The sequence below is a fragment of the Kitasatospora sp. NPDC059462 genome (assembly GCF_042749955.1).
GTDB lineage: Bacteria > Actinomycetota > Actinomycetes > Streptomycetales > Streptomycetaceae > Kitasatospora.
On record NZ_JBHYUU010000127.1, the window covers coordinates 1 to 25,581 of the forward strand.

Here is a 25,581-nt window from a genome sequence, read left to right on the forward strand (position 1 = left end):
AACAGCCTGCCCCGGTGCTCGGCCAGGAACGCGAACACACTCCCCACCGGGATCAGCTCCCGGCACGTCTCCCACACATCCGGCCCGACCGTCTCCCCGGCCCATTCCCCCATCGCCACGGAAACGAGTCTGGCCCCACCGCTCACGCAGTGGGGCCAGAACCCAACATCTTCATCAGCCTTCTAGCGGCGGGTGAGCGCGGCGATGGCGGTCAGCAGCAGGGCGGAGCCCGCCAGCAGGGCGAGGGTGAGCGGCTCGCCGAAGAAGGCCACGCCGAGGGCCGCGGCGGTGGCCGGTTCGAGCAGGACCAGGACGGCCGCGGTCGCCCCCGGGACGACGGTCAGGCCGGCGAAGTACCAGCGGTAGGCGAGCAGGGTCGGCACCGTGCCCAGGAACAGCAGGGCGGCGGCCGTCGGCAGCGGCGCCCCGGCGGTCGGCAGCACACCGCCGTCCACCGTGAGGGCGAGCGGCAGCAGGCAGAGCAGGCCGGTGGCGAACGCCCCGGTCGAGGCGCGGGCCGTGCCGCCCGCCCGGGCCCACAGGGTGAGGCCGCTCTGCCCGGCGCCGGCCAGGGCGGCGAGCGCCACCCCGAGTGCGGGCCGCGGGCCGCTCACCGGGCCCGCCACCAGCAGGACCAGCCCGCCCAGGGCGAGCAGGTTGGCGGCCGCCGCCCGGCCGGTGAGCCGTTCGCCGAGCAGCAGATGGGCGCCGAGGCTGGTGAGCACCGGCCCGGCGCCGATGGTCACCAGGGTGCCGAGGCCGAGCCCGGCGTACCGCACCGAGCCGAAGTAGGCGCACTGGCTGACCGCCAGCCCGAGCCCGGTGAGCACGGCGGCGCGGCGCGGCCCGGCGGCGGCCCGGGCGGGCAGCAGGGCGAGGCAGCCAGCGGCGACGGCGAACCGCCAGGCGCAGACGGCGACCGGGCCGAGCCCGGCGGCGCCCATCAGCAGGGCGGCCACGGCCCCGCCCGCGCCCCAGGCGACGGCGGCGGCCGAGATGGACAGCAGGCCGTGCCGGAACGGCACGGCGGCATGAGTGGTCATGCGTTCGATCTCCACGACGGGGTGCCGGGCGGGGCCCGGCCGGATGAGGTCCACCGGCGCAGCGGGCGGCACTCGTCGGCCCGGGAACGGCGCGGCCGCCGGGCTGGGTGCGTGGAGTGGGCCGCCCGCTAGCGGACGGGCGGCGGCAGGATCCGGGAACGCATGGGGCCACCCTACGTGACACCCGGAACGGGCTGCATCTCTATACGAACAGCCTGATTTTCATCACCGGTTCCGCCTTATCATCCCGCGCCGGGACGAATCAATGCTCAAATCTGGCTCAAATACCGAAACTACTCATCCGTCACGTAACGGGTGCATGAACAGATGGCCGCCTACCTGCGGAAATATCCTGCGAAGTAGGTAAACATTCAGTAATGAAATCTGTGCAGATGTCTCTGAATCCGCCTACCGTGTGTCAACTCTCCGAGCTCCGCACGACCGGAGCCCCCACAGCACAGAGAGATTGCGCATGGCCTCCCTCAACCAGCTCTCCCCGCCCGGTTCGGGCACCGGTTCCGGCACCGGAACCACCACCCACCGGTCGCTGCGCCGCGAAGTCGGTCTCATCGGCCTCATGTGGGCCTCGGTCGGCTCGATCATCGGCTCGGGCTGGCTCTACGGCGCGAAGAACGCCGTCGTCGTCGCCGGACCGGCGGCGCTCGTCTCCTGGGGCATCGGCGCGGTCGCCATCGTGCTGCTCGCCTTCGTGCACGCCGAGCTCGGCGGCATGTTCCCGGTCGCCGGCGGCACCGCCCGCTACCCGCACTACGCCTTCGGCGGGCTGGCCGGCATGTCGTTCGGCTGGTTCTCCTGGCTCCAGGCCGCCACCGTCGCGCCCATCGAGGTCGAGGCGATGATCGGCTACGCCGGGCACTGGGAGTTCGCGCAGGGCTTCCTCAACGACAACGGCACCCTCACCCCGAGCGGCATGGTCGTCGCCGTGCTGCTGATGGCCCTGTTCGTGGCGGTCAACTTCCTCGGCGTCCGGGTGCTCGCCCGCACCAACAGCGCCGCCACCTGGCTGAAGATCTTCGTCCCGCTGTTCGCGATCTTCGTGCTGTCCGTGAGCAACTTCCACGGCTCCAACTTCACCTCGCACGGCTTCGCCCCGTTCGGCATCAAGGGCGTGCTCACCGCCGTCAGCGCCAGCGGCATCATCTTCGCCCTGCTCGGCTTCGAGCAGGCGATCCAGCTGGCCGGCGAGAGCCGCAACCCCAAGCGCGACATCCCGCGCGCCGTGCTCGGCTCGGTCGCCATCGGCACCGCGATCTACGTGCTGCTGCAGGTCGTCTTCATCGCCGCGCTGCCCGCCTCCACCTTCGCCGGCGGCTGGGACAAGCTCGACTTCCCCGGCATCGACGGCCCCTTCGCCGGCCTCGCCACCCTGGTCGGCCTCGGCTGGCTGGCCTGGGTGCTGTACTTCGACGCCATCGTCTCCCCCGGCGGCACCGGCCTCATCTACACCACCTCCACCTCGCGCATCGCGTACGGCCTCAGCAAGAACGGCTACGCGCCGCAGCTGTTCGAGCGGGTCGACAAGCGCGGTGCGCCGTGGTTCGGCCTCCTCATGTCGTTCGTCACCGGCGTCGTCTGCTTCATGCCCTTCCCGAGCTGGCAGGAGCTGGTCGGCTTCATCACCTCGGCCAGCGTGCTCATGTACGCCGGCGCCCCGCTCGCCTTCGGCGCCCTGCGCCGCCGGCTGCCGGCCCGCGAGCGTTCGTACCGCCTGCCCGGCGGCGCGATCATCTCCCCGGCGTCCTTCATCGTCTCCAGCCTGATCATCTACTGGTCCGGCTGGCACACCCTGTCCCGCCTGGGCATCGCGATCGTCATCGGCTACCTGCTGCTCGGCAGCTACGCCACGTACGCCATCCGCAAGGGCCTGCCGAACGCCCCGCACATGGACTGGCGGGCCGCCCAGTGGCTGCCGGCCTACCTGCTGGGCCTGGGCCTGATCTCCTGGCAGGGCGGCTTCGGCGACGGCACCGGCCGGATCCCGATGTGGTGGGACATGGCGGCGGTCGCGGCGTTCTCCCTGGTGATCTACTACTGGGCGATCCGGGTCGCGCTGCCGGCCGAGATCATCGAGCGGAACATCGAGGACGTCGAGGTCGTCGACGAGGGCGGTCACTGAGACACCGTCCGACACCGCGGACGGGGCCCGCCGGCCGTGCGCCCGGCGGGCCCCTTCCGTGTCGCGCTACAGCGACAGCACCGACCGCAGGGCGTGCTCCACGGCGGCCTCGGGGTCGTCGGCGGGGTGCTCGGACCGCCAGGCGACGAAGCCGTCCGGTCGCACCAGCAGGGCCCCGTCGGGGCGGACGCCGTGCAGGGCGGCGAAGTCGGCGCCCGGCTCGGGGGCCAGGTCGTCGTCCGCGCCGTCACCGATCCGGTAGGCGTCCAGCGGGACGGCCAGCCGGTCGGCCGCCCGGCGGGCGGCGTCCCGCCAGGCGGTGCCCGCCGAGCCGGTCAGCAGCACCATCGCCTGCTCGTACAGGTCGAGGGTGGACAGCCGCACGCCCGCCCGCAGCAGCCACTGGTGCGGGGCCCGGCTGCCCGGCTCGCCCGCCGACTCGAAGGCCTCCGGGACCACCGGGCCGGCCGGGTCGGTGCCCAGCACCGCGCCCTCCCGGTAGCGGTAGCCGAGCGCCACCGCCAGCACCCCGGCCTGCCGGCCGACGCCCGGGACCACGGCGTAGCCGGGGTGGCTGTGCTCGGCGGAGCGGGCCGAGGCGCGCTCGCCGGTCACCCGGGCCACCGGCCGGCGCTCCTGCCCGTACGTCTCCAGCAGCCCCGGGCCGGCCCAGCCGCAGAGCACCGCGGCCAGCTTCCAGGCCAGGTTGTGCGCGTCCTGGATGCCGGTGTTGGAGCCGAACGCGCCGGTCGGGGACATCTCGTGCGCCGAGTCCCCGGCCAGGAAGACCCGACCCCCCGAGTAGCGCTCGGCGACCCGCTCGGCGGCGTGCCACGGGGCCTTGCCGGTCACCTCGACGTCGAGTTCGGGCATCCCGACGGCGGCCCGGATGTGCCGGGCGCAGCGCTCGTCGGTGAACGCCTCCAGCGGCTCGCCGTGCTCCGGGTGCCAGGGCGCGTGGAAGACCCACTCCTCCCGGTTGTCGACCGGCAGCAGGGCCCCGTCCGCCTCCGGGTTGGTGAGGTAGCAGGCGATGAAGTGGCGGTCGCCGACCGCCTCGGCCAGCCGCTTCGCCCGGAAGGTGATGCTGACGTTGTGGAACAGCTCGCCCTGGCCGCTCTGGCCGATGCCCAGCCGGGTGCGGGCCGGGCTGCGCGGACCGTCCGCCGCGACCAGGTACTCCGCCCGGACGACCCGCTCCTCGCCGGTCTCCCGGCTGCGCAGCAGCGCCGTCACCCCGTCGGCGTCCTGTTCGAAGGAGAGCAGCTCGGTGCCGAAGCGGATCTCGGCGCCCAGGTCGCGGGCCGCGCGGCGCAGCACCGGCTCCAGGTCGTTCTGGCTGCACAGGCACCAGGAGCTGGGGCTGAACCGGGCCAGCCGCCCGCCGGGGTCGATCTCCCGGAACAGCCACTCCTGCTCCTCGCCGGTTAGCGAGGGCGCCTGGAGGATGCCGTGGTTGGGGGCCAGCACGGACGCCGCCTCGCGGATCGCCGGCTCGATCCCGGCCACCCGGTAGAGCTCCATCGTCCGCACGTTGTTGCCTCGGCCGCGCGGGTGATGCGAGGTGTCGGCGTGCTTCTCGACCAGCAGGTGCCTGACACCCAGTCGGCCGAGGAAGAGCGAGGCCGACAGCCCGACCAGCGAGCCGCCGACGATCAGGACCGGTACCCGGTCGTCCACCTTCGGATTCATCAATTGCTCCAGCCTGTACGGGAGTTCGGGGCCGAATACGAGGCTCGGCGCAGCCCGCTCGGGGGCTCGCGGGCACGGCGGCCCGGTCCTACCGTCCCCCGCGCCGGGGTCCTTGTGCCGTCTCTTCGCCCGGATGGCCCGCATATCTCGCGCCACCCGGGAGCGCCGCGCACGATCGACCTCAGGCCTGATGGCCGACCGACACCGCAGCACCCCTCCCGCCGGGGGCCGCCCGGCCCCCACCGGCACCGGCGCCGCCGCACGCGGCCCCCGACGCGCGCGGCCCAGAAGCAGAAAGTGGATCATGACGACCCTGTCCGAACCGCCCGCCCGGCAGCACTCCCCCTCCGAGACCCGCCTGCGGGTGGTGCTGATGCTGGAGATCCAGGACGGCGCCCAGCAGCGCTTCATGGACGTGTACGAGAAGCTGCGCCACCAGGTCGCGACCGTCCCCGGCCACGTCAGCGACCAGCTCTGCCAGTCGATCAACGACCCCCGCCAGTGGCTGATCACCAGCGAGTGGGAGGACCAGGAGACCTTCCTGGAGTGGGTGGACAGCCCGGCCCACCGGGAGATGGTCAAGCCGATGCACGGCTGCGTCAGCGACACCTTCCGCTCGCTGCGCTACGCCATCCTGCGGGAGACCTCCGCCGCCGGCGCCACCGGCAGCCGCGCGCCGCTGGAGGTGCCGGCCGACCTGCCGCGCTCCGCCCCGGCCGGGCAGGCCGGCCCGCCGAAGGCGGACCCGGGCCCGGACGGGGTGGTCCGGCACGCGCTCACCTTCACCGTCGAGCCCGGCAGCGAGCCCGAGGTCGCCCGGATCCTGTCCGGCTACGCCTCCCCCCGCGCGGAGGTGGACGGAACCACCCGGCTGCGGCGCACCTCGCTGTTCATGCACGGCAACCGGGTGGTCCGCGCGGTCGAGGTGATCGGCAGCCTGGGCGACGCGCTGCGGCACGTCGCGATGCAGCCCGAGGTGCGCGCCGTCGAGGAGGCGATCAACCCGTACCTGGAGGAGGCCCGCCAGTTGGGCGACCCGCAGGCGGCGCGCGCCTTCTTCGCCCGGGCCGCGCTGCCGGCCGCCAACCAGGCGGTGGGCGGCTCCCCCGTCTCCGGGCGGCTGCACCGGCACGCCGTGCTGTACCCGGTGAAGCCCGGCAACGGGAAGGTGGTCACCGACCTGCTCGCCGAGTACGACCTCCTGGCCACCGCCGACCCGACCGGCCCGGTGGCCGGCAGCACCGTCTTCCACCGCGAGGACGTCGTGGTGCGGCTGGTGGACCTGCGGGTGCCGCCGGAGGCGGACCCGGCGGCGGCGCTGGGCGTGGCCGGCGAGCGCGAGGCGACCCTCCTGGGCCGGCTGCTCGACCTCGGTCCGGAGGGCGACCTGCGCACCGACGCCGGGCTGCGCGCCTTCCTCGCCGCCCGCAGCATGAACCCGGTCACCGACCGGACGTCCCAGGACTCCTGACCACCTCCCGCCCCCGGCAACAGAAGGAAGAAACCATGTCCACGCAGTACCCACGGATCGTGCACGTCTCCGAGGCCCCGGAGAACCGCCGGCGCGGCGGCGACCTGCGCGCCATGCTCACCCCGACCACCTGCGGCGCCACCAGCGGGTTCATGGGGCTGGCCATCCTGCAGCCGGGCGAGCGGATCGGCGAGCACTACCACCCGTACTCCGAGGAGTTCGTGTTCGTCGTCACCGGCGACCTGGAGGTGGACCTGGACGGCGAGACCCGGGCGCTCAAGCCCGAACAGGGGCTGCTGATCCCGGTCGACATGCGCCACCGGTTCCGCAACGTCGGCGACTCGGTGGCCAAGATGGTCTTCCACCTCGGCCCGCTGGCGCCGCGCCCCGAACTCGGCCACGTCGACACCGAGGAGACCGGGCCGGTGGTCAACTCCGGCCCGCCGGAACACGCCAAGGTGGGCTCGTGAGCCGCCGTCGGGTCGCCGTCACCGGTATCGGCGTGGTCGCGCCCGGAGGGGTCGGGGTCCCGGCGTTCTGGGACCTCCTCACCGCCGGGCGGACGGCGACCCGGGGCATCACGCTCTTCGACCCCGCCGGGTTCCGGTCCCGGATCGCCGCCGAGTGCGACTTCGACCCGGCGGCCCACGGGCTCGGCCCGGAGGACGTCCGACGGGCCGACCGCTACGTGCAGTTCGCGATGGTCGCGGCCGACGAGGCGGTCGCCGACGCCGGACTCGACCTGGCCGCCGAGGACCCGTGGCGGATCGCCGTCTCGCTCGGCACCGCCGTCGGCGGCACCACCCGGCTGGAGCACGACTACGCCCTGGTCAGCGCCGGCGGCGCGCGCTGGGACGTCGACCACCGGCTCGCCGAACCGCAGCTGCACCGGGCGTTCGCGCCCAGCACGCTCGCCTCCGCGGTCGCCGAACGGACCGGGGCGCACGGGCCGGTGCAGACCGTCTCCACCGGCTGCACCTCCGGCCTGGACGCCATCGGCTACGGCTTCCAGGCGGTCGAGGACGGGCGCGCCGACATCTGCGTCGCCGGCGCCTCCGACTCGCCGATCTCGCCGATCACCGTCGCCTGCTTCGACGCCATCAAGGCCACCAGCGAACGCAACGACGACCCGGCGCACGCCTCCCGGCCGTTCGACGCCCACCGCGACGGCTTCGTGCTCGGCGAGGGCGGCGCCGTCCTGGTGCTGGAGGAGCTGGAGCACGCCCGCCGGCGCGGCGCGCGGATCTACGGCGAGATCGGCGGCTTCTCGACCTTCGGCAACGCGTACCACATGACCGGCCTCACCCAGGAGGGGCTGGAGATGTCCCGGGCGATCGACCACGCGCTCGACCACGCCCGGATCGACCGCCAGGACGTCGACTACGTCAACGCGCACGGCTCGGGCACCAAGCAGAACGACCGGCACGAGACGGCGGCCGTCAAGCGCTCGCTCGGCGAGCACGCGTACCGGACGCCGATGAGCTCGATCAAGTCGATGGTCGGGCACTCGCTCGGCGCGATCGGCGCGATCGAGGTGGTCGCCTGCACCCTCGCGCTGGACCGCGGGGTGGTGCCGCCGACCGCCAACTACGAGACACCCGACCCGGAGTGCGACCTCGACTACGTGCCGCGCACCGCGCGGGAGCTGCCGCTGCGGAACATCCTGTCGGTCGGCAGCGGATTCGGCGGATTCCAGTCCGCCGTCGTGCTCACAAGAACGGGGTGAGATCCATGACGTCACGTCAGCAGAACCGCCGGGCGGTGATCACCGGCCTGGGTGTGGTGGCACCGAACGGCGTGGGGGCCGACGCCTTCTGGAAGGCCACCCGGCAGGGCGTGAGCGTCCTCGACCGGATATCCCGCGAGGGCTGCGCGGACCTCCCGCTGCGCATCGCGGGCCAGGTGCGGGACTTCGATCCGCGGGCCGCCATCGACAACCGCTACCTGGTGCAGACCGACCGGTTCACGCACTACGCGATGGCCGCCGCCGACCAGGCGGTGGCGGACGCCGGCTTCGTCGCCGACCCCGAACAGCCGTACGCGGTGGGCGTGGTGACCGCGGCCGGCTCCGGCGGCGGCGAGTTCGGCCAGGGCGAGCTGCAGCAACTGTGGGGCAAGGGGCCGCAGTTCGTCGGCCCCTACCAGTCGATCGCCTGGTTCTACGCGGCCAGCACCGGCCAGATCTCCATCCGCGGCGGCTACAAGGGCCCGTGCGCGGTGGTGGCCAGCGACGAGGCGGGCGGCCTGGACGCGCTCGCGCACGCCGCCCGGGCCGTCGAGCACGGCACCGACGCGGTGGTGGTCGGCGCCGCCGAGGCCCCGCTCGCGCCCTACTCGATGGTCTGCCAGCTCGGCTACCCCGAGCTGAGCCTCGCCGACCGGCCCGACCGGGCCTACCTGCCGTTCTCCCCCGACGCGGCCGGCTTCGCCCCCGCCGAGGGCGGCGCGATGCTGCTGCTGGAGGACGAGACGACCGCCCGCCGGCGCGGGGCCGCCGTCCGGGCGTACATCGCCGGCCACGGCGCGACGTTCACCGGGGCCTCCCGCTGGGTGGAGTCCCGCGAGGGCCTGGCCGCGGCGATCCGGATCGCCCTGGAGCGGGCCCGGATCGCGGCGGAGGAGATCGACGTGGTCTTCGCCGACGCCCTCGGCGTCCCGGCCGCCGACCGCGCCGAGGCGCTCGCGCTGGCCGACGCGCTCGGCCCCTACGCCGAGCGGGTCCCGGTCACCGCCCCCAAGTCCGGCACCGGGCGGGCCTACTGCGGCGCCCCCGCGCTGGACACCACCGCCGCCGTGCTCGCCATGGAGGACGGCGTGCTGCCGCCCACTCCCCATGTCACCGAGGTCGCCCACGACCTCGCCCTGGTGACCGGCCGGGCCCGGCCGGCCGAACTGCGCACCGCGCTGGTGCTCAGCCGCGGGCTGATGGGCTCCAACTCGGCGCTGGTGCTCCGGCGCGGCGAGCCGTCCTGAACCCGTCCCGATCCCCTGCTCCGCCCGCTCACCACCGCCCGCCCACCCCCGTCCACCCTCCCCGCTCACCACTCGCTCGCAACGAAGGGACACCCCCGTGAGCAACACCCTCAGCTATCCCGAACTCGCGGCGCTCATCCAGGCCCGGGCCGGCGTCGTGATCGACCCGGCCTCCCTGGAGCGCCCCGGCGCCGCCTTCGACGAGTTCGGCGTGGACTCCCTCGGCCTGCTCGGCGTGGTCGGCGAACTGGAGAACCGGCACGGCGTGAAGGTCACCAACGGCGCGGAGTCGGCCAAGACCCCCGCCGAGTTCCTGCAGTTGGTCAACTCCGCCGTCACCGCGAAGGCGGGTGCCTGAGATGCCCGGACACACCGACAACGAGATCGTCATCGCCGCCCCGCTCGACCTGGTCTGGGAGGTCACCAACGACCTGGAGAACTGGCCGCAGCTGTTCAGCGAGTACGCCTCCGTCGACGTGCTGGAGCGCGACGGCGACCGGGTGCGGTTCCGGCTGACCATGCACCCCGACGAGGACGGCAAGGTGTGGAGCTGGGTCTCCGAGCGCACCACCGACCGCTCCGAACTCGCCGTGAACGCCCGGCGCGTGGAGCCCGGCCCGTTCGAGTTCATGGACATCCGCTGGGAGTACGCCGAGGTGCCGGCCGGCACCCGGATGCGCTGGGTGCAGGACTTCGCGATGAAGCCCACCGCCCCGGTCGACGACGAGGGCATGGTCAACCACATCAACCGCAACTCCCGGATCCAGATGCAGCTGATCCGCGAGAAGGTCGAGAAGAAGGCGGCGGAGGTCTGATCATGGCGTCCCCCGTGACCACCCCCGGGAGCGTGCCCGGGACGGCGCAGACCCACCGCGCCCTGATCGTCGCCCGGATGCAGCCGGACGCGGCCGCCGGCATCGCCGAGGTGTTCGCCGACTCCGACAACCGGGGTGAACTCCCGCACCTGATCGGGGTGACCGGACGCAGCCTGTTCCAGTTCGGCGACGTCTACCTGCACCTGATCGAGGCGGACCGCCCGCCGGGCCCGGCCGTCGCCCAGGTGACCGGCCACCCCGAGTTCCGGGCGATCAGCGACACGCTCGCCGCGTTCGTCCAGGCCTACGACCCGGCCACCTGGCGGGGGCCGAAGGACGCGATGGCGCGCGAGTTCTACCGCTGGGACCGGCGCGGCTGAGCACGCGCCGGCGGTGACCGGGCGGACACCCCGGGGCCTCACGGTCCCGGGGTGTCCGCCTGCCCGGCGCGCGTGCTCAGCGTGCGTGCTCAGCGCGCGGCGGTGCCGACCGTCATCGCGGCGAGGACGGTCCGCCAGTCCTCGCCGGGCTCCGGGCGCAGCGGTCCGGCCAGCGCGTCGGCCCGGTAGTGCCAGGGCCGCAGCAGCTCGGGGTCGGCGTCCGGACCGTGCACGACGGGGCTGGACGAACCGAGCAGCCGGACCAGTTCGGCGGTGAACCCGGCCCAGGGGACATGGCCGGTGACCGCGTTGACGACCCGGCCGGGCGCGAGCGCCGTGCTCGCGGTGACGGCCCGGGCGAGCGCCGCGGAGTGCACCCAGCCGACGCCCGCCCGGCCCCCGTCCGCGGGTGGCAGCAGGATCCGGCGGCCGGCCAGCGCGGCCTGGTAGAGCGAGCCGGTGGCACCCCAGCGCAGCTGGTCGCGCAGCCGCCGGTGCGGGCCCCAGACGATCGGCGGTCGAACCACCGCGACCGGGCCGCGGGCCGCGGGGGCGGCGTCCAGGAGGATCCGCTCGCAGTCGAGCTTGGCCCGGCCGTACGGGCTGAGCGCTCCGGCGGCGGGGGCGCCCTCGGCCACCTCGCCCGGGGCGGGGCGGCCGTAGGCGTCGACGCTGCTGACGAAGACGAACCCGCCGGTGCCGCGCCAGCCGCCGACCAGCGCGCGCATCGCGGCGAGGTCGACGGCGTGCTCGGTGAAGGTGCAGGCGGCGTGGACGACGGTGTCCACGCCCTCGACGGCCCGGCGCAGACTGTCCGGGTCGGCGAGGTCGCCCTCGGCCACCTCGACACCGGTGGCGGCCACCAGGTGGGCCGACTCGGGGCGCACCAGCGCCCGGACGGGGCGGCCCTGGGCGAGGAGTTCCTGAAGGACCGCGGCGCCGACGCCGCCGGAGGCGCCGGTGAGCAGCACCGTCCCGGCGCACGCGGCGGGCCGCCCGGGCGCTGGGCGGCGGCCGGGGGTGGCGCGGCGTTCGGCGGCCCGGGTGGCGAGCAGGAGCGCCAGGGCGCGCGGGGTGCGCTGCTCCAGCACGTCCAGACCCGTCAACGGCACACCGACCCGGCCCCGCAGCCGCTCCGCCACCTGCACCGCCGCCAGGGAATGACCACCGAGCCGCAGGAAGTCCCCGTCCGGCGACGAACGCACCCCCAGCACCTCCGCGAACACCTCCACCACCTCCGGCAGGCACACCGGGGCGGCGGTCCGGCCGGGGAGGCGGGCGGGGTCGAGGGTGCCGTCGGGGTGGCGCGGGATGCGGTCCAGCAGGGTGACGGCGAGCGGCAGCCGGTCCGTCTGCGGGAGCCGTCGGCGCAGCGCGGCGCGCAGTTCGGCGCCGCTGGGGGCGACCGGGCCGCGCACGCTCGCGTAGGCGAGGGCCGGGCCGTGGCCGGCGAGGTGGAGGGCGGCGTCGGTGACCCGGGGGTCGGCGAGCAGGGCGGTGACGGCGGGGTGTTCGCCGCCGGGCGGCGTGAGGCGTTGGCCGGGCGGGGTGAGGCGTTCGCCGGGCAGTTCGGAGAGCGGGCGGTCGGCGTCGGCGGCGAGGGCGGTGAGCAGGTCGGTGAAGGCGGTGTGCAGACGGCGCGCGGTGGGCTCGTCCAGCGCCGCCGGGTCGTGCTGCAGCAGGCAGCGCGGCCGGGGGCCGTCCTCGACCAGCAGGCTCAGGCCGAACTTCGCGAGCCCGAGGTCGACCTCGACGGCCCGCGCCGTGAGGCCGGGCAGCGTCAGCGGCTCCGGGGGGCGGACCAGGTCGCAGCTCACGGCGAGCAGCGGGGTGCCGTCCTCGCCCCGGGCGGCGGGACCGAGGTGCTCGACGACCAGGTCGAAGGGCACCTCGTGGTGCTCCTGGGCGTCGAGCAGGGCGGTGCGCACGGCGGCCAGCACCTCGGTGAAGGCCGGGTCGCCGCCGGGCCGGGGCAGCCGGGCGCGCACGGCCAGGGTGTTGACCTGGAGGCCGATCAGCCGGCGGAGTTCCGGCCGGGCCCGGTGGCCGCCGGCGCAGCCGAGGACGAGGTCGGAGCCGCCGGTGGCGGTGCGCAGGGCGGCGAAGGCGGCGGCCAGCACGACGGTGAACGGGGTCGCGCCGTGCCGGGCGCCGAGCTGGCGCAGGCCGTCGAGGGTCCCGGCGGTGAGCGGGGCGGTGTGCAGGACGGCGCGGCGTTCGGGGGTGCCGGGCGGGACGGCGCGCAGCAGCGGCAGCGGGCGGGCGCCGGCGAGGCGGCCGGCCCGTTCGGCGGCCGCGGCGGCGAGCCGGTCGTCGCGGGCGCGTTCCCAGCGGGCGTAGTCGGCGTACTGGAGGCCCGGTTCGGGCAGGCCGGGCGGGCGGCCGTCGGCGGCGGCCGCGTAGAGCCCGGCGAGTTCGGCGGCGAGGACGGGCAGCGAGCCGCCGTCGACGGCGATGTGGTGGAGGGTGAGCAGCAGGGTGTGGTCGTCGGGGGCGTGCCGGACGACCAGGGCGCGCAACGCCGGGCCGGCGGCGAGGTCGAAGGGCCGGGCCGCCTCGGCGTGCAGCAGGGCGGTGGCGGCCTCGGGGGTGGCGTGCCGGACGGGCAGCGGGACGGGGGTGGCGGGTCCGATGTCCTGGTGGGGGCGGTCGTCGTGGTGGCCGTAGCGGGTGCGCAGGATGTGGTGGCGGGTGGTGAGGCCGGTCAGGGCGGTGGCGAGGGCGTGGAGGTCGAGCGGGCCGCGCAGCCGGGTGGCCAGCGGGACGTGGTAGCGGGGGCCGCCCTGGCCGAGGCGTTCCATCAGCCACATCCGCTGCTGGGCGTGGGAGAGCGGGGCCGGGCCGGGGGTGCGGGTGAGGGGCGCGCCGGGGTCGGCGGACGCGGCGGCCGAGGCGCGGCGGCGGGCGCGGCGGAGCAGGTCGGCCTGGCTGGTCATCGGGCGGGCTCCTCGGGGGTCTGCGCGGCATCGTCGTCGGCCTCGGCCCCGTCGTCGGCATCGGCGTCGGCGGCGTCGGCGGCCAGCAGGGCCCGTTCGACCAGCGCGGCCTGGCCGGCCACGGTCGGGTGGTCGAGGAAGTCGCCGAGCGGCAGGTCGACGCCGAGGTCCTCGCGGAGGTCGTCGACCACCCACATGGCGAGCAGCGAGTGCCCGCCCTCGGCGAAGAAGTCCGCGTCCGGGGCGGTGACCGGGTGCTCCAGGGCGCGCGACCAGGCGGCGGCGACCACCTGCTGGATCGGCGTCAGCGTGCCGGGGGTGGGGGTGGCGCCGGGGGCGGGAGCCAGTGCGCCGTCGTCGGCGGCCAGCGCGCGCCGGTCGACCTTGCCGCTGCCGGTGAGCGGCAGCGCGTCGAGCAGCGTCCAGGCGGTCGGGACCAGGTGGGCCGGGAGCCGTTCGGCGAGCCGGCGGCGCAGCGCCTCGGGCGCCGGGCGCAGGCCCTCGGCGGGGACCACGTACGCGGTCAGCGCGGCGTCCTCCTGGCCGGCCCGGCGCACCACGACGGCCGTCTCGGCCACCTCGGGAAGGCTCCGCAGGGCGTGCTCGACCTCGCCGGGCTCGATCCGGAAGCCGCGCACCTTCACCTGGTCGTCCAGCCGGCCGTGGTACTCCAGGACGCCGTCCGGGCGGCGCAGCACCCGGTCGCCGGTGCGGTAGGCGCGGCCGGTGCCGGGGAGGACGGCGAAGCACTCGGCGGTCAGGCCGGGCCGCCCGAGGTAGCCGAGCGCCACCCGGGCGCCGGAGATCCACAGTTCGCCGCGGGTGCCGTCGGGGACGGGGCGGCGGTCGGCGTCGAGGACGAGGGTGCCCGCGCCGCCGAAGGGGCGGCCGATCGGCACCGGTCCGGTGCGGTCGGCGGGCCGCACCCGGTGCAGGGTGGTGAAGGTGGTGGCCTCGGTGGGTCCGTAGACGTTGAACAGCCGGAGCCAGGGGAAGGCCCGCAGCACGGCGTCCGCGTGCCCGGCCGAGAGCGCCTCGCCGCCGGCCAGCACGGTGCGCAGCACGCCGAAGACCCGGGAGCGGCGGGCGGCCAGCTGGTGGAACAGCGCGGTGGTGAGGAAGGCGGTGGTGACGCCGAACCGCTCGACGTCGCGGGCGAGTTCCTCGGCGCTGGGGCGCTCGGCCGGGGACAGCGCGACGGCGGCGCCACGGGCCAGCGGCCCCCAGAGTTCGAAGGTGGCGGCGTCGAAGGCGACCGGCGAGTGGTGCAGCACGCGGTCGCCGGGGCCGAGGGCGGGGCCGTCGGCGGCGGTGACCAGGTCGGCGACGGCGCCGTGCGGGACCAGCACGCCCTTCGGGCGGCCGGTGGAGCCGGAGGTGTAGTAGACGAGGGCCGCCGCGTCCGGGGCCGGGGGCCCGGGTGTGCGCGGCGTCCCGGGGCCGGTGCCGGCGATCGCGGTGGGGCCGAGTTCGGCGAGGACGAGGACGTGTTCCTCGGGCAGGCCCGCCTCGGCGAGCAGCGCCTTGTCGCCGAGGGTGAGCCGGGCGCCGGCGTCGTCGAGCATGGCGCGCAGCCGCGGGCGCGGGTACGCCGGGTCGAGCGGGACGACGTGGCCGCCGGCCCACCAGACGGCGAGCTGGGCGACGGGCAGGCGGGCGGCGCGGGCGCAGAGCAGGCCGACGGCGCTGCCCGGGCGGACCCCGCGGGCGGTCAGCTCCGCGGCCAACCGGGCGGCGGCGGTGGTGAGTTCGCGGTAGGTGAGGGTGGTGCTGCCATCGGTGGCGGCGAGCGCGTCGGGGCGTTCGGCGGCCTGCCGGGCGACGAGTTCGGGGACGGTGGTGACGGGGCCGGTCATGGGTGGGTCCTTCCGGGCGCCCCGGCGGCATGCCGGAGCGCCCTGCGGCGAGGGTCGGGAGGAGGGGCGGCGCGGCGCGGCGGGTCAGCCGGCGGCCCGCTCGTCGAGCAGGAGCGCCACGGCCCGCAGGTCGGGCTGGCGCAGCAGCTGCGGCGCGCGCAGCCGCACCCCGCACTCCTCCTCCAGGGCGGCCAGCAGCCGGGCCGCGGTGACGGACGTGCCGCCCGCGTCCAGGAAGTTGTCGTCGAGGGTGAGAGCGGTGTGCCCGAGCAGGTCGCGGCAGATCCGCAGCACGGTCCGCTCGGTGGGCGTCGTCACCTCCCCGGCGGCCCGGCCGTCCTGCTGGGCGGCCGCTTCCTCGGCCTTGAGCAGCGCGGCCCGGTCGATCTTGCCGTTGGCGTCCAGCGGGAAGGCGTCCACCAGCCGCAGGACGCCCGGCACGGCCTGCTCCGGCAGCCAGGGCCGCACCGCCTCCAGCAGCGGGGCGCCGTCCGCCGGTCCGGCCCCGGCGGCGGTGGGCTGGACGAAGGCGAGCAGCTGGGCGCCGCCGCCGGCCGGGGCCGGGCGGGCGACGACGGCGGCGCGCCGCACCCGGGGGTCGCGTTCGAGGGCCGCCTCGACCTCGGCCGGCTCGATCCGCACACCGCTGACCTTGACCTGGTCGTCCAGCCGGCCGAGGAACTCCAGCACCCCGTCCGGGCGCATCAGGACCCGGTCGCCGGTGCGGTAGACCCGGTCGGTGCCGTCGACCTCGTCGGGCGCGGAGACGAAGCGCTCGGCGGTGAGCCCGGCGTCGAGGTAGCCGATGGCCAGGCCCTGGCCGCCGATCCGCAGTTCGCCCGCCTCGCCGAGCGGCAGCGGGTGGCCGTTCTCGTCGGTCACCAGGACGATCGCGCCGGGGATCGGGCGGCCGATCGGCGGCGCGCCGGTGCCGTGGCCGTCGCCGGGCGCCATGGTGTGCACGGTGGTGACCACGGTGGCCTCGGCCGGGCCGTAGGCGTTGTGGACGGTCGCGGTGACGTCCGGGCCGGGGGCGCGGCGCAGCCGGTCGCCGCCGACCATGAGGTGGCGCAGCGGCAGCCCGCCGGGCCACGGGCGGTCCAGGACGGGTTCGGCGAGCGGGGTGGGCAGCACGCCGACGGTGATGCCGGCGGTGCGCCACCAGTCGGTGAGCGCGGCCGGGTCCCAGCGGACGGCCTCGGGGGCGACGACGAGCGCCGCACCGGAGCCGAGGGCGGCCCACAGCTCCATCAGGTGCGGGTCGAAGGCGACGCCGATGAGCAGGCTGTGCCGGTCGCCGGGGCCGAGGCCGGTCAGCTCGCGGTACCACGTGAGCAGGGCGCCGAGCGCGGTCTGGCCGACCGCGACGGCCTTGGGCAGGCCGGTGGAACCGGAGGTGAGCACGGTGTACTGGGTGCCCCTGGGGGCCTTGGCCTCGGCCTCCCCGGTGGTCGCGGGATCGGCGAAGGCGGCCACCGTCCGCCGGGCGCCGGGGGCCGCGAGCGGGCGGTGCAGCCCGTCGCGGTGGGCGGGCGGCAGCAGCTCCGGGTCACCGATCAGGCAGGCGGGGCGCAGCTGTTCGGCGACGGCCCGCAGCCGGCGCTCGCCGGGGCGCGGGCCGAGCGGGAGGTGGACGGCGCCCAGTCTGGCGACGGCCACGGTGGCGGCGACCAGGGCGGCGGAGTGGTCGAGACAGAGGCCGACCAGGTCGCCGGGGCGCACGTGCCCGGCCAGCTGCCGGGCCACGTCGTCGGCGAGGCGGTCGAGTTCGGCGTAGCCGAGGGTCAGGTCCCCGTCGATCAGGGCGGGGGCGTGCGGGGTGCGGCGGGCCCAGCTGGTGAACAGGTCGAGGACGGCGCCGTCGCGGTGCGGGCGGCCGTGGGCGACGGAGAGGCCGGGCAGCGTCGCGGGCACGGGGCGGGCCGGGGTGGTGGTCATGTGAGTCCTCCGGACGTCGGTCGATGGTCGTCGGTACGGGGTCAGCCCAGGCCCATCGCCCGGGCCACGATCACCTTCTGGACCTCGGAGGTCCCCTCGATGATGGTCGTCATCCGGACGTAGCGGTAGAGGTACTCCAGTGGATGGCCGCGCACCCAGCCCGTGGCGCCGTGCACCTGGAGCGAGCGGTCGACGGCCCGCACGGCGGTCTCCGAGGAGGTCAGCTTGGCGAGCGCCGCGTTCTCGGGGGCCTCGGTGCCGTCGTCGACGAGCCGTGCGCAGGCGAGGGTGAGCAGCTTGGCGGCCTCCACCTCGGCGCGGGTGCGCACCAGGTGCTCCTGGACGTGCTGGTAGTCGCCGATCGGCTGTCCGAAGGCCCGCCGCTCGCGGGCGTACTCGACGCCGAGGCGCAGCGCGTACTCGGCGATGCCGTTGCACATCGCGGCGACCACCAGGCGGCCCCGGGAGAGGCTGTCCATGGCGAGCCCGGTGGCGGCGCCGACGCCCGCCTCGCCGCCGATGACGGAGGCGGCGGGGGCGTGCAGCCGGTCGAGGGTCAGTTCGAACAGCGGCTCGCCGGACATGCCCTCGTAGCGCTGGCCGATGCGCAGCCCGGGGTGGTCCATGGGCAGGACGAAGGCGGTGGCGCCGGCGGTCGGCCCGGCGCCGTCGCCGAGGTCGGTGGCGGCGACGACGAGCGCGAGGTCGGCCCGGTCGGCGTTGCTGACGAAGGTCTTGCGGCCGTTCAGCAGCCAGCCGTCGCCGTCGCGCACGGCGGTGGTGGTGAGCCGGAAGGCGTCGGAACCGGCCTGCGGTTCGGTGAGCGCCAGGCAGCGGGTGCGTTCGCCGCGCACCAGCGGGACGAGGTGGCGCTCGATCTGCTCGGGGGTGCCGTGCCGCAGCAGCGGGCTGGGGCCGTCGGAGCCGGCCAGCGCGTAGGGGGCGAGCGGGCAGCCGCTGCGGCCGGCCGCGTGGTGGAGCTGGACGACGGCGGTGAACGGCATGCCGGCGCCGCCGAGTTCCTCGGGGTAGTCGCCCGCGTAGAAGCCGAGGGCGGCGGAGCGCTTGCGCACATAGGCCCGCAGGTCGGCCGGCGGCTGTTCGGCGCTCTCCGCCAACTCGGTGGCGAGCGGGTCGAGTTCGCGGCGGACGAAGCTCTCGAAGGCGTCGGTGAGTTCGCGGTGCCCGGCTTCGAGGACGGCGGACGGCGCGGAGAGGCGGACGGTGCCGGTGGTCACTGCTGGGCTCCGGTCAGGGCGCGGGCCTGGTCGGCCAGGACGGGGTGCTGGAAGAGGGTGCGCAGCGGGGGCCGGCCGCCGAGGCGCGGCTCCAGCCAGGCGGCGAGCCGGGCGGCGAGCAGCGAGTGGCCGCCGACCTCGAAGAAGTGCGAGCCGGCGGTGAACCGGTCGTGGCCGAGCACTTCGCGCCAGGCCTCGGCGATCAGCCGCTGGCCGGGGTCGGTGAAGGGCTGCGGCGCGGAGCCGTCGTTCGGGGCGGACCCGTTCGGCGCGGACCCGTCCGGCGCGGCGGGCTCGGGGGCCTCGGCGGCCAGCCGGGCGAGGGCCGTCCGGTCGGGCTTGCCGCCCGGCAGCAGCGGCATGGCGTCGAGGGCCGTCCAGTGGGCGGGAACGAGCCCGGCGGGCAGCCGGCGGGACAGCGCGGCGTGCAGGGCGGCCTGGTCGGGCTGCGGGCCGCCGTCGAGGAAGCCGAGCAGGCGCGGGCCCGTGGTGGCGTCCCGGTGCAGGACGACGGCGCAGGAGCGGCCGCCGAGTTCGGCGGAGGCGGCGGCCTCGATCTCCTCCAGTTCGATCCGGAAGCCGCGCAGCTTGACCTGGTTGTCCTGGCGGCCGAGGAACCGCAGCCGGCCGTCGAGGCCCCGGTAGCCGCGGTCGCCGGTGCGGTAGACCCGCTCGCCGTCGAACTCGGGCAGGGTGGTGAACCGGGCCTCGGTGGCGTCCGGCAGGCCGGGGTAGCCGTCGGCCAGCAGCGCTCCCCCGATGGCGAGTTCGCCGACGGCGCCGGGCGGCAGCGGCTGCCCGGCGGTGTCCAGGACGTGCACCCGGACGCCGGGCAGCTCGGTGCCGAGCGGGATCTCGGCGGCGTCCCCGCCCTCGGCGGCGAGGTCCGTGGCGAGGTCCGTGGCGAGGTCCGCGGCGGTGATCTCGTGCACGGTGGAGGTGACGGTGGCCTCGGTGACGCCGTAGGCGTTGAGGACGGTGAGGGCGGTGCCGTCGGCGCCCTCGGTCCCCGCGACCAGCCCGCGCAGGGCGAGGGCGGGCAGCCGCTCGCCGCCGAGGACCAGCAGTCGCGGGGACCAGCGGCCGTCCGCCAGCGCCTCGCGCAGATCGTCGCGGACGGCGAGGGCGTAGCTGGTGGGCAGGTTGGCGACGGTGACGCCGCGGGCGGCGAGCACGGCGGCCAGTTCGGGCCCGGTCGGCACTTCGCGCTGCGGCACCACCAGCGTGGCACCGGCCACCAGCGAGGGCAGCACCTCCTCCAGCGCCACGTCGAAGGAGGGCCGGGCGAACAGCAGCACCCGGTCGGCGGGGCCGAGCCCGTAGCGGGCGGCGATCGCGGTGGTCCAGCGGGCGAGCGCGTCACGGCCGACCAGGACCGGCTTGGGCACGCCGGTGGAGCCGGAGGTGTGGATGAGGTAGGCGGCGCCGTCGAGCACGGCGGCGGGTTCGGCCTTCGGGAACGGCGGGCCGTCCAGCAGCGCCGGGGTGACGGCGGCGGGCAGGGCGAGCGCGCTCTGCCGGGTGGCCAGGACGAGCGCGGGGGCGAGCCGGTCCAGCAGCAGGGCGAGCCGGGCCTGCGGGTCCTCGGCCGACAGCGGCGCGTGGACCGCGCCGTGGCGCAGGCAGGCGAGCAGGGCGACGACGCTGTCGACGCCGCGCGGGAGCACGGTGGCGACCGGCTGGCCGGGGGTCACCCCGGCGGCGCGCAGGCGCTCGACGAGTTCGCCGACCCGGCGGTCGAGATCGCCGTAGGTCAGCCGCTCGGAGCCGGCGAGCAGGGCGAGCGCGGTGGGGTCGTGGGCGGCGGCCGGGTCGAGGCCGGCCGGCTCGGGGACGGCCGTCTCGGGGACGGCCGGCTCGGGGACGGTCCCGGTGGCGGGCTCCTCCGGGGCGCGGCCGGCCGCCAGGTCGGCGAGCGGGGCGTCCGGGCCGTCGAGGTAGCCGCGCAGCAGGTCGAGCAGCCGCTCGGCGAGCAGGGCCGCGACCGGCTCGCCGAAGAGGTCGGCGTCGTAGTCCCAGATCAGGGTCATCCCGGCCGCGCCGTGCTTCTCGCCGACCACCCGGCGGTCGTCGGGCAGCAGCACCACATCGAGGTCGAAGCGGGTGGTGCCGGTGTTGAACCCCTCGTACAGCGAGATCTCCAGACCGGGCACCCGGACGTCGGGCAACGGGGCGTCATGCGCGCTGAACATCACGTTGAACAGCGGGTTCCCGGTGCCGTCGGTGTGCCGGCCGAGCGCGCGGGTCAGCTCCTGGACGGGCACGTCCTGGTGCGGCAGGGCGCGGAACAGCACGTCGGTCGCCTCGTCCACCGCCTCGGTGCCGGGCGCGGCCGGGTCGAGCCGCAGGCGCAGCGGCACGGTGTTGACGAACATGCCGACGGTGCCCTCGAAGCCGGGCGGGCGGTTGCCGACCGCGGTGCCGATCACCAGGTCGCGGTGGCCGCTGTGGCGGCGCAGCAGTTCGGCGAAGAGCGTGAGCAGGGTGGAGAACGGGGTGTGGCCGTCGGCCTTGGCGCGCTCGCGCAGCCGCTCGGCGAGGTCCGCGCCGACCGACTGGCGCAGCTGCCCGCCGCGGTGGCGGCGCGGGGCCCCGGGGCGGGCCAGTCCGGGCAGCGTGAGACCGACCGGCGCGTCGGCCAACTCGCCGGTCCAGTAGGCGAGTCCGCGCTCAAGGCCGGCCTGCCGGGCGGCGTCGGCGGCGCGTACGTGGTCCTCGTAGGAGGGGGCGGCGGGCAGCGTGACGGCGTCGGCCGTGCCGAGCGCGTGGGCGCGGTAGACGGTGAACAGGTCGCGCAGCAGGATCGCGAAGGAGTGGCCGTCGTGCACCAGGTGGTGTTCGACGTGGATCAGCCGGTGGTGGTCGGTGCCGAGGCGGGCGAGGTGCCAGCGCAGCAGCGGGGCCTCGGTGGTGTCCAGCGGCTCCCCGGCCTCGGCGGCGAGCAGGGCGCGGAACGCGGCCTCCGGGTCGGGCGCGGTGCTCAGGTCGCTGGTGCGCAGCCGCGGCCCGCTCGTGGTGGCGACCCGCTGGAGCGGCAACCCCTCGGCCTGCTCGACGAGTTCGAGTCGCAGTCCGGGGTGGTGGGCGAGTACGGCGGTGAGGCCGGCCCGGAGCGCGTCGGTGTCCAGCGGGCCCCAGAGGTCGAGGGCGGCGGTGAAGTTGTAGGCGCGGCTGCCGGGCAGCAACTGTTCGTGCAGCCAGACGATCTGCTGCGAGGAGGACAGTTCGAACATGGGCAACTTCCTTGTGGTGTCAGGTGGTTGTTGAGTTCGACGGTGCCAGGGGCGGGCAGCGTGGAGCCCGCCCGGGCCGGGCGCGCCGGGGGTGGTGGCGGGCGCGGCGGGGGTGGTCGGGGCGCACCGGGAGGGCGCGCGGACAGGGCGACCCGGCGGGGGGCCGGTCGGGGCGGGCCGGTCGGGGCGGCGGGATCAGGCCGCCGCCGCGCCGAGGTGGCGGCGCAGCGTGGCGAGCAGAGCCGCGAAGGCCGACTCCGCCGCGCCCTGCGGATGGCGCTCGCGGTCCCAGGCCAGCCGGACCAGCAGGTCCTCGCCGTGCGAGGCGGAGACGGCGAGCGGTGCGGCGAGCGGGCGGCCGGCCAGGTGGACCTCCCGCCCGGTGACGCCGTCGAGCACCAGCGGCGGGCGGCGGTGCAGGTCCTCGAAGGTGAGCAGGCCGTCGAGCGTGCCGGACCAGCCCGCCCCGGCCGAGCGGGCGGCGCGCACCACCTCGTCGTACGGGGTGTCCGCGTGGTCGAGGTCGTCCCACCAGGCGGCGCCCAGCGCGTCCAGCTCCCGGGGCGGGCCGGGCGGCGCGGGGTGGACCAGGGTGTTGAGGAAGCAGCCGAGGACGGGGGCCGCGCCGGCCGGGCGGCCGCCCCAGGGGTAGCCGAGCGCGAGCACCCGGTCGCCGCCGTCGCCGCCGTCGCCGAGGTGGTGCGCGGCGGTGGCGACGGCGTCCAGCAGGGCGGGGAACACCCCGCCCCGGGCGGCTCCGGTCACCGCGGGCAGCCGCTCGGCGAGCATGCCGGTCGACCGGGCGGCGCCGGCCGCGCCGGCCGCCCCCGGGGGCTCGGCGAGGGCGCCGAGCCGGGCCGCCCAGTGGGCCCGCGCGGCCTCGCCCGCGGCGTTCGCCTCCGCGGCCAACTGGCCCTCCACCGCCGCACGGTAGGCCTCGACGCCGTCGTCCCCGACGGCGCCCGGCGCCTCGCCGTCCGCGGCGTAGGCGGCGCCGAGCCCCTCGGTGACCAGGCCGAGCGACTGCTCGTCGCAGGCGGCGTGGTCCAGGGCGACGGCGAGCAGTTCCTCCTCGTCCTCCGGGCCGGCGGCCAGCAGCAGGCGCAGCGCCGGCCCGTCGGCGGACCGCTCCAGCAGCGCTCCGCGCAGCGCCGCCCGGGCCGGGCCGTCGGGGTGGTCCGGGCGGTGCGCCGGTCCGGCCGCGATCCGGGCCACCTCGACGGACGGCTCGCCGGGCCGCAGCACCGGGGTACCGCGCAGCACGGCGAACCCGCCGCGCAGCGCCGGGTGCCGGGCGGCCAGCCGGACGGCGGCGCGGTGCATCCGGGCCGGGTCGACGGTGCCGCGCGGGAAGGCGAAGAACAGCGGGACGACGTCCGTCCGGGCGCGCGGGTCGCGGTGACGGGTGATCAGGAAGCGGCGCTGGGCGCCGGTGAGCGGGAGCAGGCCCGCCGGGGCGGCCTCGGGGGCGCGGGCGAGGGACCGGTAGCGGGCGAGGTAGGCGGCCGTGATACTGGGGTGCACGGGAGGGTCTCCGCTTCGGGTCGGTTCAGGGCGTTCGGATGTCCAGGGGATCCGCGTCGGCGGCGTCGTCGGCCGGGCCGTCGTCCGGGGCCCGGTCCACCGGGGCGGGCGGCAGGTCCCGCAGGCCGCGCAGGGGGGACAGCAGCAGCGGCACCGGCATCACCAGGAAGCCCGCCGCGCAGAGCCAGAGGGCGGCGCGCGGGCCGGCCGCGTCGGCGACGGCGCCGCCGAGCAGGGCGCCGAGCGGCAGGGTGCCCCAGACCAGGAAGCGCATGGTGGCGTTCATCCGGCCGAGCAGCCGGGGCGGGCAGAGGCCCTGCCGGAAGCTCACCTGGGCGACGTTGTAGACCACCGCGCCGAACAGCACCGCCACCCCGCCGACCGCGAACAGCACCGCCCCGGCGGCGCCTTCGGCCAGCGGCCACAGCAGCGCGAACGGCGCGGTGACCAGCGGGGCGAGCCGGATCAGCCGGGCCTGGCCGACCCGGGCGGCCAGGCGCCCGGCGCACAGCGCGCCCGCCAGGCCGCCGACCGCCGTGACCGAGAGCAGGATCCCGATCGCGGCCGGCGAGAGCTCCAGCACCCGCACCCAGAAGACGGTCTGCACCGCCATCAGCACGGCGCCGAAGAGGTTGGACAGCGCGGTGGTGGCCGCGATCACCCGCAGCAGCGGGTGCCGCGTGACGAACCGCAGCCCCTCGGCGACGTCGGCGCGCAGCGAGCGTCCGGGCTCGGGCTCGGGCGGCGCCTCCTCGGCGCGGATCCGGGCGAGCAGCGCCGCCGAGAGCAGGTAGCCGGCCGCGTCGGCGACGATCGCCAGTGGTGCGCCGAGCAGTTGGACCAGGCCCCCGCCGAGGCCGGGCCCGGCGATCTGGGCGGAGGAGCGGACCGTCTCGATCGCGCCGTTGCCGGCCACCAGGCGCTCGCGCGGCAGCAGCACCGGCAGGAAGGACTGGTGGGCGACGTCGAAGAAGACCGTCGCCACGCCGGTGACCAGGGCCACCAGGTAGAGCTGGAGCAGGCCGAGCACGTCCAGCGCGGCGGCCGCCGGGATCGATCCGACGGCGAGGCAGCGCAGCACGTCGGCGCGCACCAGGACGGGCAGTTTGCGCATCCGGTCCAGCCAGGCGCCGGCGGGCAGGCCCACCAGCAGGAAGGCGGCGGTCTCGGCGGCGGTCAGCAGTCCGACCTGGAACGGTGTGGCGTCGAGTTCCACCACCGCCACCAGCGGCAGTGCGACCAGGGTGACCTGACTGCCCGCCTGCGCCGCGACGGCTCCGGAGAGCAGGAGCCGGAAGTCGCGGCGGGCCGGCGGACCGGTGCGGGGCGGGGAGGGCTTGTCGTTCATCGGTTCGACTCTCGGTTACCGCTTCGCTACCGGGCAACCGGCTGGCCGGATTCCGGCCCCCGTCCGAATCGACCGGATCCGACCACTGCCCCCGGCCTCCGCTCCCGTGCGGTCCGCACCACCGCTTCCGGCCCGCCGCCCGTCCCCACGGCCGCGACCAGCGGTGACGCGCCGACCGGCCGTCGGCGGCGGAATGTCCAGTGCTACGTCCGATATGCGGACCACTGTTTTCGCGCCAGCGGACGGGCATCCTCAACTTGGCCGGAACACAAGAGGTGTTGACGCTACGTCACCTGAAGGCGGCCCGGACGTGGTACCCGCACGCGCGCGGCCCCCGGACCGCGGTCGGTCCGGGGGCCGCGGGGGCCGGGTCGGAGCCCGGCGCCGGGTCAGAGCCCGGCGTCGGGGGTGCGGCCCGCCTGGGCCTGCTCGATGCGCGCGACCAGCATCGCGGCGAGCCGCCGGGTGCCCGCCGGGTCGACCGGGCCGCCCTCGGTGGTGACGGTCGCGACCACCGTGCCCGAGCGCAGCACGACCGCCACGCCGTCGCGGCCCGCCAGCTGGCCCTGGAAGGCGCGGCTCTCCGTTCCCAGCGGGCCGATGTCCGCCGGGCCGTACTTGGTGGTGTCGCCGTAGGCGGCGTACGCCTCCTTGAGGCGGTCCTGGGCCTGCGCCCGGCCGGGCAGGGTGTCGACGCCGAAGCGCACGGTCACCTCGCCCGCGCCGAACCGGGCCTGACCGCTCAGCGGCTTGCCGGTGCACGGCGCGGCGGCGGTGCAGGTGGTGGCGTGGTCGGCGGTGTCGACCCGACGCTTCTCCTCCTCCCAGCCGGTCATCGCCTTCTGGTCGGGCAGGAGCTGCGCGAGGAGCGCGGAGTCGAGCAGCGGGGTGTCCGAGTCGGGGCCGGTGGCCGGCTGCCCGCCGTCGGCCGTCGCTCCGCCGGCCGGTCCGCCGCCGGTGGCGGCGCCGCCCGGTGCGCCCGTCGACGCGCCCGGGC

Annotated in this window: 18 protein-coding genes; 8 read left to right on the forward strand and 10 right to left on the reverse strand. The window is 76.3% G+C overall.

Annotated elements, in window-relative coordinates:
- Positions 1–182: 182 nt before the first annotated feature.
- The gene (locus tag ACFXAM_RS26850) at positions 183–1,043 is read right to left on the reverse strand and encodes an EamA family transporter (protein ID WP_380294904.1); all 861 of its coding nucleotides are present in this window, start codon (positions 1,041–1,043) and stop codon (positions 183–185) included.
- A 472-nt stretch (positions 1,044–1,515) separates the two neighbouring features.
- Between ACFXAM_RS26850 and ACFXAM_RS26855 the strand changes: the two genes are divergently transcribed.
- On the forward strand, positions 1,516–3,180 hold the full coding sequence (locus ACFXAM_RS26855) for an APC family permease (RefSeq protein ID WP_380294906.1): 1,665 nt from the start codon (positions 1,516–1,518) through the stop codon (positions 3,178–3,180).
- Positions 3,181–3,246: 66 nt separating this feature from the next.
- Here the strand turns inward: ACFXAM_RS26855 and ACFXAM_RS26860 are convergent, their stop codons facing one another.
- A complete protein-coding gene (locus ACFXAM_RS26860) occupies positions 3,247–4,872 on the reverse strand; it encodes an FAD-dependent oxidoreductase (RefSeq protein WP_380294908.1) in 1,626 nt (541 codons plus the stop codon).
- Positions 4,873–5,176: 304 nt separating this feature from the next.
- Here ACFXAM_RS26860 and ACFXAM_RS26865 point away from each other — a divergent pair, with 304 nt between their 5' ends.
- From ACFXAM_RS26865 to ACFXAM_RS26895, 7 genes are all read left to right on the forward strand, one after another.
- A complete protein-coding gene (locus ACFXAM_RS26865; protein ID WP_380294910.1) occupies positions 5,177–6,343 on the forward strand; it encodes a SchA/CurD-like domain-containing protein in 1,167 nt (388 codons plus the stop codon).
- 35 nt (positions 6,344–6,378) lie between these two features.
- Positions 6,379–6,813, forward strand: a complete 435-nt coding sequence (locus ACFXAM_RS26870) for a cupin domain-containing protein (protein ID WP_380294912.1) — start codon at positions 6,379–6,381, stop codon at positions 6,811–6,813.
- Positions 6,810–8,069, forward strand: coding sequence for a beta-ketoacyl-[acyl-carrier-protein] synthase family protein (locus ACFXAM_RS26875; protein ID WP_380294914.1), 1,260 nt, complete (start codon positions 6,810–6,812; stop codon positions 8,067–8,069). Before ACFXAM_RS26870 ends, ACFXAM_RS26875 begins: the two co-directional genes overlap by 4 nt.
- A 5-nt stretch (positions 8,070–8,074) precedes the next feature.
- Positions 8,075–9,316 (forward strand): beta-ketoacyl synthase N-terminal-like domain-containing protein, encoded by a 1,242-nt coding sequence (locus tag ACFXAM_RS26880; protein ID WP_380294915.1) that lies wholly within the window; start codon positions 8,075–8,077, stop codon positions 9,314–9,316.
- Positions 9,317–9,413: 97 nt separating this feature from the next.
- Complete coding sequence (locus ACFXAM_RS26885; protein ID WP_380294916.1) at positions 9,414–9,674, forward strand: acyl carrier protein; 261 nt, start codon at positions 9,414–9,416, stop codon at positions 9,672–9,674.
- A 1-nt stretch (position 9,675) separates the two neighbouring features.
- The gene (locus ACFXAM_RS26890; protein ID WP_380294918.1) at positions 9,676–10,131 is read left to right on the forward strand and encodes an SRPBCC family protein; all 456 of its coding nucleotides are present in this window, start codon (positions 9,676–9,678) and stop codon (positions 10,129–10,131) included.
- A 2-nt stretch (positions 10,132–10,133) separates the two neighbouring features.
- The gene (locus ACFXAM_RS26895; protein WP_380294919.1) at positions 10,134–10,511 is read left to right on the forward strand and encodes a TcmI family type II polyketide cyclase; all 378 of its coding nucleotides are present in this window, start codon (positions 10,134–10,136) and stop codon (positions 10,509–10,511) included.
- 89 nt (positions 10,512–10,600) lie between these two features.
- Here the strand turns inward: ACFXAM_RS26895 and ACFXAM_RS26900 are convergent, their stop codons facing one another.
- From ACFXAM_RS26900 to ACFXAM_RS26935, 8 genes are all read right to left on the reverse strand, one after another.
- On the reverse strand, positions 10,601–13,447 hold the full coding sequence (locus ACFXAM_RS26900) for a condensation domain-containing protein (RefSeq protein ID WP_380294920.1): 2,847 nt from the start codon (positions 13,445–13,447) through the stop codon (positions 10,601–10,603).
- Positions 13,444–15,303, reverse strand: coding sequence for an amino acid adenylation domain-containing protein (locus ACFXAM_RS26905; RefSeq protein ID WP_380294922.1), 1,860 nt, complete (start codon positions 15,301–15,303; stop codon positions 13,444–13,446). Before ACFXAM_RS26905 ends, ACFXAM_RS26900 begins: the two co-directional genes overlap by 4 nt.
- A gap of 84 nt (positions 15,304–15,387) precedes the next feature.
- Entirely contained in the window at positions 15,388–17,241 is a 1,854-nt protein-coding gene (locus ACFXAM_RS26910; protein WP_380294924.1) for a non-ribosomal peptide synthetase, read from the reverse strand.
- Positions 17,242–17,282: 41 nt separating this feature from the next.
- A complete protein-coding gene (locus ACFXAM_RS26915; protein WP_380294925.1) occupies positions 17,283–18,479 on the reverse strand; it encodes an acyl-CoA dehydrogenase family protein in 1,197 nt (398 codons plus the stop codon).
- Positions 18,476–21,712 (reverse strand): amino acid adenylation domain-containing protein, encoded by a 3,237-nt coding sequence (locus tag ACFXAM_RS26920; protein WP_380294927.1) that lies wholly within the window; start codon positions 21,710–21,712, stop codon positions 18,476–18,478. The genes ACFXAM_RS26915 and ACFXAM_RS26920 overlap by 4 nt, the downstream gene beginning before the upstream one ends.
- A 195-nt stretch (positions 21,713–21,907) precedes the next feature.
- Positions 21,908–23,236, reverse strand: coding sequence for a non-ribosomal peptide synthetase (locus ACFXAM_RS26925; RefSeq protein ID WP_380294928.1), 1,329 nt, complete (start codon positions 23,234–23,236; stop codon positions 21,908–21,910).
- 25 nt (positions 23,237–23,261) lie between these two features.
- Entirely contained in the window at positions 23,262–24,584 is a 1,323-nt protein-coding gene (locus ACFXAM_RS26930) for an MFS transporter (protein WP_380294930.1), read from the reverse strand.
- Between the two features lie 389 nt (positions 24,585–24,973).
- Positions 24,974–25,581, reverse strand: a 608-nt coding sequence (locus ACFXAM_RS26935; protein WP_380294932.1) for a hypothetical protein, incomplete at its 5' end; no start/stop codon positions are given.